Consider the following 6024-nt stretch of genomic DNA (forward strand, 5'->3'; position numbering starts at 1 on the left):
CCCCTTAAAGAGTTTTAGGGATGTTATTAGCATCCATGAACGCGCTAACCTTATTCACCAGTTGAGTTGCACTTGGCTCTGTTTTTAACGTAGTGAGTAGTTCATTCACTTTTGAAATGCAGTCAGAATCCACAGTTACAACTTGCTTACCAGTATTAGAAATATGAGTTTCGCAAGCGGTGTCTAGTTGTAGATCAACTAAGGAATCGACCATAGCCAACCCAAACTCTTTAGCTACTGTTTCAGTCGTTGTTGCATTTGCACTCGATGCAACCAACGTCAAACCCATTGTTATAATTAGCTTTTTCATAACGCTTATTTTCCCTTATTAGCTTATTGAATCATCCAAATGGCGAGGCACACATAAAAAGCTTGCTCCTTGGTGCTCTTTTACAGAGTCTTTCCATTTTGCACCAGCATGTAAACAAGCCGTTTGAGTTGAAAAATCTATGCTATGAATGGTGTGTCCATCAGAGCCACCCGTACCGCCTACTAATGTCAAAATGAGTATCCACGTATTCATCTATTTTCCCTTATATATCTAAAGTTGAGAGGCCAGCCGCCTCAATGATGCGTCCCAGAATCCATGAGTCACGGTCGTAACCGATGCAAACGCTCGGATCTAATTTTATACGCTGCTCCATATCGTCAGCTCTTTTGCTTACTTCTCTCAATAGTTCAGACAAAACCTTTTGAAAAGCGGGACTATCGACACCAGTAACTATTTGAGCATCAGTGTCTATTACAACTTTTATCTTTGAGGGATAACGAGACACAAGTTGGTCATACTGTTCACGCGATGTAGCACTTACCAACTCAGAATCAGGGGCTTCGGTTACTCTTGTTACAGTTACTCCGTATTTTCGACCTTGAGAGTAATAGAAATCCCATGTTTCCTTTTCCTCCTCGGTCAGCATTGCGAAATCTTTTCCTGCTAATGCTCTAACTGCATCTAACGTTGGCTGCATTGAAATTTCCCTCGTTACGCTAAAGAGTTAGTAATCTTAATTGCCTTGGTTCTGACTTCTGTGAGCATTTCATTATGTTGAGAATCAGTAAGAAGACCAGAACGCCACCATGCAAACAGACGGCCTTTTTGGTTTTCAAGCTGCGTTTTTATCTGCGGTTCATTTAACGTTGCCATGTGATCATAAAGTTCAGCGTTGTGCTTGATAACTCCATCAAGATCAATCGCACATGCTGAACCATATACAACACCATGATTTTCGTTAATTTCGATTTCAAGTGATTCTAAAAATGTAACTTTCGACATTGTTTTACAAACCCCCTAAGTTCTTATTGAGTCTAAAATTGTTGAATTACTTTCAAGGTAATTAAAAAGCTGAGTATTAAATTCAACATCATTTAGACCATGCTGATAAGTAACTTCCAAAAATTCATCGGAAAACTTTGAAAGTATGTCTTTAGCTTGTTCTTCTGTTAGCTCTACATTTACTAATGCAACAATTACGTTCTTTAGCACTTCCCAACCTTCAAATATCAAACCATCAATAACGTATTGCCTGTCCATCATTGACGTTACGGTAATTCGAGACGGGTAACGCGCTACGATTTCATCGTATTCTTGACGACTCTTTGCACGTTCTAGTTCTTCTTGGGGAGCCTCGCTAACAAACGAAACAGCTACACCGTGTTTACGTCCTTGAGTGACGAAAAAATCAAATGTGGCTTTTTCATCTGCATTTAAAGTTGCCACGTCACGACCTTGAAGCGATTCAATGCTCACTTGGGTTGCGGCTTCTGGCTTTACACCAAATCGTCTTTGTTTTGCCATATCTACCATGTCCATTTACCCCTGTTTTGATGATTCTTGTTCGGTTATGCCACCTGACATAACGCCAAGTGAACAACACCCCCAACCACTAAAGAACGCAGCAATCAACCCCGTTATTCTCGCTGCTATGTTTACGTCTAAAACTATCATGGTCAGCGCAATTCCAAAGCCGACCAAGGACAAAATAAGGGACAGCAAACATTTCATTTTTTGGTGTGATTGAAGCATCTAATTTCCCTCCAGTTGACGTTTAAGCAGCTTACGGCTGCAAATCGGCGGTTTTTATTCTTTGTTAAAGGCATTTAAAAACCTGCTGAACGACTTTCGCCTTTATCAAGCGCATTCAGTAACGCGAATACGCTTTGTAAAAGCGGCTGAAAGTTATTAGTTGGGTGACATTTCGGCTACAGCGTTCTTTACGCTGCACCCGTCAGCAAATAAATCGAATGCCCAATCGCTGTCAGCGCTTGAACCAATACGTTGCGTTACCTGTTTGTACCACATCTGAAAATCACGCTCAGTCTCAGAAACTGCTGATTCACTTTTTACAAAATCTACCATTGCCGATTTCATTGTAAATTCCTATATGTTGTGTCTGTATCAGCTGCGACCGATACTAGATATTGTGTTTTTGCAAAAGGGCGATTTTCCCCGCTTACGCTAATTGGCTACTAGCAGCAGATAAACAACGCTTACCCGATGCCGTGATATGACACTGCGATGATGTTTCAAACACATCAACAATCGCTAATATGTCACCGTACTTTCCTTTCCAAAAATGCGTTTCTACATTTGGATGCTTATCAACCACGATATTTAGGTTATCGACGAAAGCTTCAATAGTGTTTAAATCGTCATTTTCCATAACCAATTTTCCCACGTTATGAATTTGATTGATTCTGAGGTTCTTGCTCAGTGATACCAAGCAAATCCTTTAGCAATGAAAGTCGAAAAGCTTCCCTGAAATCTAACTCCATATCACCAACGCTGCTGACGAATTTAAGTAATGCTGTTTTTCTTTTATCCACATTATCTTGAACGAGTTCTATTGCAGAAATGGCTGCATGAGCCGCTTGCGGCTTATCTGAAAAGTCGCTAGTTTCGATCAAAGCATACATTTCATCGTAGTTTCGGTTATTGCTTGCAGTAACAATTCTTTTAAGTAACTCCCATGACGGGCTGCTTGTTCCAGACATCTGATTTACCCTAAGATCTCGTTTTCCATTTAACGATTGTATAAGTAGTGGCTATTACTAAAACAACCAGACCGCCCCAAAACCAACCGCTTGATAAAATACTATTGGTATGAAAAAGCATCAATTTCCCTCTACTTGACGATTGAGCCTAGTTTCAAAATATAAACAGGCTCATTTTCTGGCGCTCCCCACTCAACAACTCCAAGCCCACTTAAAATCTCTTTAAGCTCGATAGTGAAAGTGGGAGCATTTTTCGCATAACCATTTTTGAAAGTAATGGTATCGAATGACTTTCCCGAAATTAAACGACGATCCCAATAAGGTTTAATCTCTCGATACTCTTCGGTTTTATGGCCTGACTTAATGAGCTCAAACCACTTCTTTTTAAGAGTTAAATGGAGTGTCGCCATAGCCTTAATTACCCTTTAAGACGTTTTTTCTAAAATAAACCATGCACCATAGTCTCTAGTTCGTTTTGCGATTTCAAATTTATCAATAAATTTCGAAATGCTGGACATTGCAACACTATCACTGCAATAGTGATGCCCTCCAAGAGGTTTTATATCATTTATGATGTGTTGAATGTGACGCTCTTTACCATCACTAAGAACCTCTCTAACTCGATTCATCGTGCGTTTAAAAGGCGTCATATAGTCTGTTTCTCCGCCTTTAACACCAGCCTGAGCACAGCACATATCTTCATCAAGTGCGTCAATGATTCTCTGTGCCGTTTGGCGGGAACCGTACTGAATTTTCGGCGCAACTTCCTGACGAATGGTGTACTCAAAATCACCCCAAACCAAATTCCAGTAGTCCTCACTACAAGAACAAAAGTAAGGTTTATCAGATCTGTTTAGTGTTCTTAAATTTTGGCGTTTAGATATTGAGAAAACCCCAATTCTATATTGTTCTAAGATGTGCTGTTTTAAATCAGATATTCCGCCACTCGTTCTGCTGACAAATGCGGTTAGCAAATGAGGTATTGCAATTTTATGCTCATAGCCTTTGCGACTCCATTGCTTACGTTTTTCGGCATCGATTTGCCAACGAGCCAATTGCTCGATCACTGGATAGCTCAGTGTTTTCTTACACTCAACAACTTGGCACAACGTGTCATTTTTCACACATACATAATCTGGACGTCCATTAAAAAGGTCGATAACAACCTCTGGGTAAAGCGACCAGTTATTCAGCTCTAGGAACACCTTAGCAACGTTGGCTATTTCCGCTTCGTCTTTAATTGCCTCGTCTCGCATAGCTTGAATTCCTCATTCATTTTTTGATTTAATACTCCGACTGACAGTTTGAACCTCATTCGTTCTGTCAGCGGCCAAGGCGATTAGTTGGTAGCTGCCGCCTTGGTCTTTTCTTCTTTGCAGATCTGCAAAAGGGCTATTTTACCCATAATAACTTTCCTAAGCCGACTTTGCGGCGGTTTCAGGGGTTTCTAACCATTCAATTACATTCCAATTGAAATCCAGTTCGGAGCGATCATCGGCTGTTTCCCAGCTATGGTCAGACTCATCGACTCGGATCATTTCGAGCTCTTGAACGCTGTTGGTGAACCAGTGCTGCAATTTACATTTCACAGGCACTTCGAATGGCGGCTCTTTGCCACAAACCAATGACCCATCCTTGTACTTAATTCTGACCCAGTTGCTAGCCATAATTGAAATTACCCCTTACGACTCGGTTTGGCACAAAATCTCTTCTGAGTGCTTGTGAACTATATTTAGGCATTCAATCAATGCACCTGTTTCTGGATAGCAAATGTATTGATTCAGATGTAAATGATGAAGCCCACTGTAGTCAACCCACGCCTTAAATATTACATCGACATATAGCGATTCAGAAGTCCAGCAATCTTCTATATTACCGTCAGACGTTGAGAAGCTAACCATTACAAAGTTGAAAGCATTTATTTCAGCACGTTCTAAACAATATAATCGTTGATTTCGGTGCTCATCTTCATAAAGGAGCTTCCAATCACGCAAAGGAATATCGTTCTCTACTAATGACGTAAATTTAACATTATCTTCTACTTCAATTTGTACCACGTTAAAAATCCCCTATAAGTTTGCTTCGTTAGTTTCTTGCTTTTGAAAAGCAACCATAGCGCCCATATGTTCAAGGATATTTTCTCCTTGAATCTTTAGGGCGGATTCGATTTTGTCACGGTTATTGATACAACGTTTGCAAGTAACGCCTGACCACTGGTGACTAAACTCTGACGATTCACCAACAGGTGTGCCGCAATCGGCTTTTTCTGAAAAACACTCTTCAAGATCAGATTCAAATCCAAAGTGAACGTTACCCATGATATATTCCCCTTGTTACTGTTCGTCGTAGGTAATGCGATTTTGGTAACTTTCCCAAGCATCCCATTTCGCACGTTCCATCAATGTTTCACCGATACCCATTAGAGCACTGCGGTCAGATCCAAACGCTTCTTCAATTTGTTCTAGAGTTGCGTTGTCTGGTAAGCCAGCCAGCACATTAACAGGGTAGAACGCCTCTACAGAATCAACCCACTCTTTAATCTCTGGCGGTGTAAGTTTCGGTAACTTTGTAGTCATACTGTCAATCTCCAAAAATCATACTCATGGTGTTGCTATCGGCAATGCCGTTGATATGGATGGATAGGATCGTAAATCCTAAATTGCGAGAACAGGGGTGCACACCAACGCTCGTTAAGCCCTGATGATAGTTACTGGTTAGGTCACAAAGGCGTTCATATCAAAACCAGTTAGCAACACCATGAGTATGATTTTTGGAGATTGACAGTATGACTACAAAGTTACCGAAACTTACACCGCCAGAGATTAAAGAGTGGGTTGATTCTGTAGAGGCGTTCTACCCTGTTAATGTGCTGGCTGGCTTACCAGACAACGCAACTCTAGAACAAATTGAAGAAGCGTTTGGATCTGACCGCAGTGCTCTAATGGGTATCGGTGAAACATTGATGGAACGTGCGAAATGGGATGCTTGGGAAAGTTACCAAAATCGCATTACCTACGACGAACAGTAACAAGG

The 6024-nt window shown here is 40.9% G+C and carries 15 protein-coding genes; 1 reads left to right on the forward strand and 14 read right to left on the reverse strand.

Annotated features, from left to right (window positions below; translation table 11 throughout):
- Positions 1-4: 4 nt before the first annotated feature.
- The 14 genes from EYW48_RS07445 to EYW48_RS07510 all read right to left on the reverse strand — a co-directional run bounded on the left by EYW48_RS07445 (position 5) and on the right by EYW48_RS07510 (position 5567).
- Entirely contained in the window at positions 5-310 is a 306-nt protein-coding gene (locus EYW48_RS07445; protein WP_277432187.1) for a hypothetical protein, read from the reverse strand.
- Between the two features lie 18 nt (positions 311-328).
- Entirely contained in the window at positions 329-523 is a 195-nt protein-coding gene (locus EYW48_RS07450; protein ID WP_277432188.1) for a hypothetical protein, read from the reverse strand.
- Positions 524-533: 10 nt separating this feature from the next.
- A complete protein-coding gene (locus tag EYW48_RS07455; RefSeq protein WP_277432189.1) occupies positions 534-968 on the reverse strand; it encodes a hypothetical protein in 435 nt (144 codons plus the stop codon).
- Positions 969-982: 14 nt separating this feature from the next.
- Positions 983-1273: a hypothetical protein gene (locus EYW48_RS07460; protein ID WP_277432190.1), complete on the reverse strand. Its 291-nt coding sequence runs from the start codon at positions 1271-1273 to the stop codon at positions 983-985.
- A gap of 15 nt (positions 1274-1288) precedes the next feature.
- Positions 1289-1804, reverse strand: coding sequence for a hypothetical protein (locus EYW48_RS07465; RefSeq protein ID WP_277432191.1), 516 nt, complete (start codon positions 1802-1804; stop codon positions 1289-1291).
- A gap of 375 nt (positions 1805-2179) precedes the next feature.
- The gene (locus EYW48_RS07470; protein WP_277432192.1) at positions 2180-2368 is read right to left on the reverse strand and encodes a hypothetical protein; all 189 of its coding nucleotides are present in this window, start codon (positions 2366-2368) and stop codon (positions 2180-2182) included.
- Between the two features lie 82 nt (positions 2369-2450).
- Complete coding sequence (locus EYW48_RS07475; RefSeq protein WP_171980169.1) at positions 2451-2660, reverse strand: hypothetical protein; 210 nt, start codon at positions 2658-2660, stop codon at positions 2451-2453.
- 16 nt (positions 2661-2676) lie between these two features.
- Positions 2677-2991, reverse strand: a complete 315-nt coding sequence (locus EYW48_RS07480; protein ID WP_277432193.1) for a hypothetical protein — start codon at positions 2989-2991, stop codon at positions 2677-2679.
- 131 nt (positions 2992-3122) lie between these two features.
- The gene (locus EYW48_RS07485) at positions 3123-3401 is read right to left on the reverse strand and encodes a hypothetical protein (RefSeq protein WP_277432194.1); all 279 of its coding nucleotides are present in this window, start codon (positions 3399-3401) and stop codon (positions 3123-3125) included.
- A gap of 15 nt (positions 3402-3416) precedes the next feature.
- The gene (locus EYW48_RS07490; RefSeq protein ID WP_277432195.1) at positions 3417-4247 is read right to left on the reverse strand and encodes a hypothetical protein; all 831 of its coding nucleotides are present in this window, start codon (positions 4245-4247) and stop codon (positions 3417-3419) included.
- Positions 4248-4406: 159 nt separating this feature from the next.
- Positions 4407-4658, reverse strand: coding sequence for a hypothetical protein (locus tag EYW48_RS07495; RefSeq protein WP_157733320.1), 252 nt, complete (start codon positions 4656-4658; stop codon positions 4407-4409).
- 15 nt (positions 4659-4673) lie between these two features.
- Complete coding sequence (locus tag EYW48_RS07500; protein ID WP_277432196.1) at positions 4674-5048, reverse strand: hypothetical protein; 375 nt, start codon at positions 5046-5048, stop codon at positions 4674-4676.
- A gap of 12 nt (positions 5049-5060) precedes the next feature.
- Complete coding sequence (locus EYW48_RS07505; protein ID WP_277432197.1) at positions 5061-5309, reverse strand: hypothetical protein; 249 nt, start codon at positions 5307-5309, stop codon at positions 5061-5063.
- Positions 5310-5324: 15 nt separating this feature from the next.
- A complete protein-coding gene (locus EYW48_RS07510; protein ID WP_277432198.1) occupies positions 5325-5567 on the reverse strand; it encodes a hypothetical protein in 243 nt (80 codons plus the stop codon).
- 209 nt (positions 5568-5776) lie between these two features.
- On the opposite strand from EYW48_RS07510, the gene EYW48_RS07515 reads away from it, so the two are divergent.
- Entirely contained in the window at positions 5777-6019 is a 243-nt protein-coding gene (locus tag EYW48_RS07515; RefSeq protein WP_277432198.1) for a hypothetical protein, read from the forward strand.
- The last annotated feature ends 5 nt before the right edge of the window (positions 6020-6024 follow it).

It is taken from the genome of Vibrio sp. 1180_3 (genome assembly GCF_029478545.1).
Taxonomy (GTDB): domain Bacteria; phylum Pseudomonadota; class Gammaproteobacteria; order Enterobacterales; family Vibrionaceae; genus Vibrio; species Vibrio aestuarianus.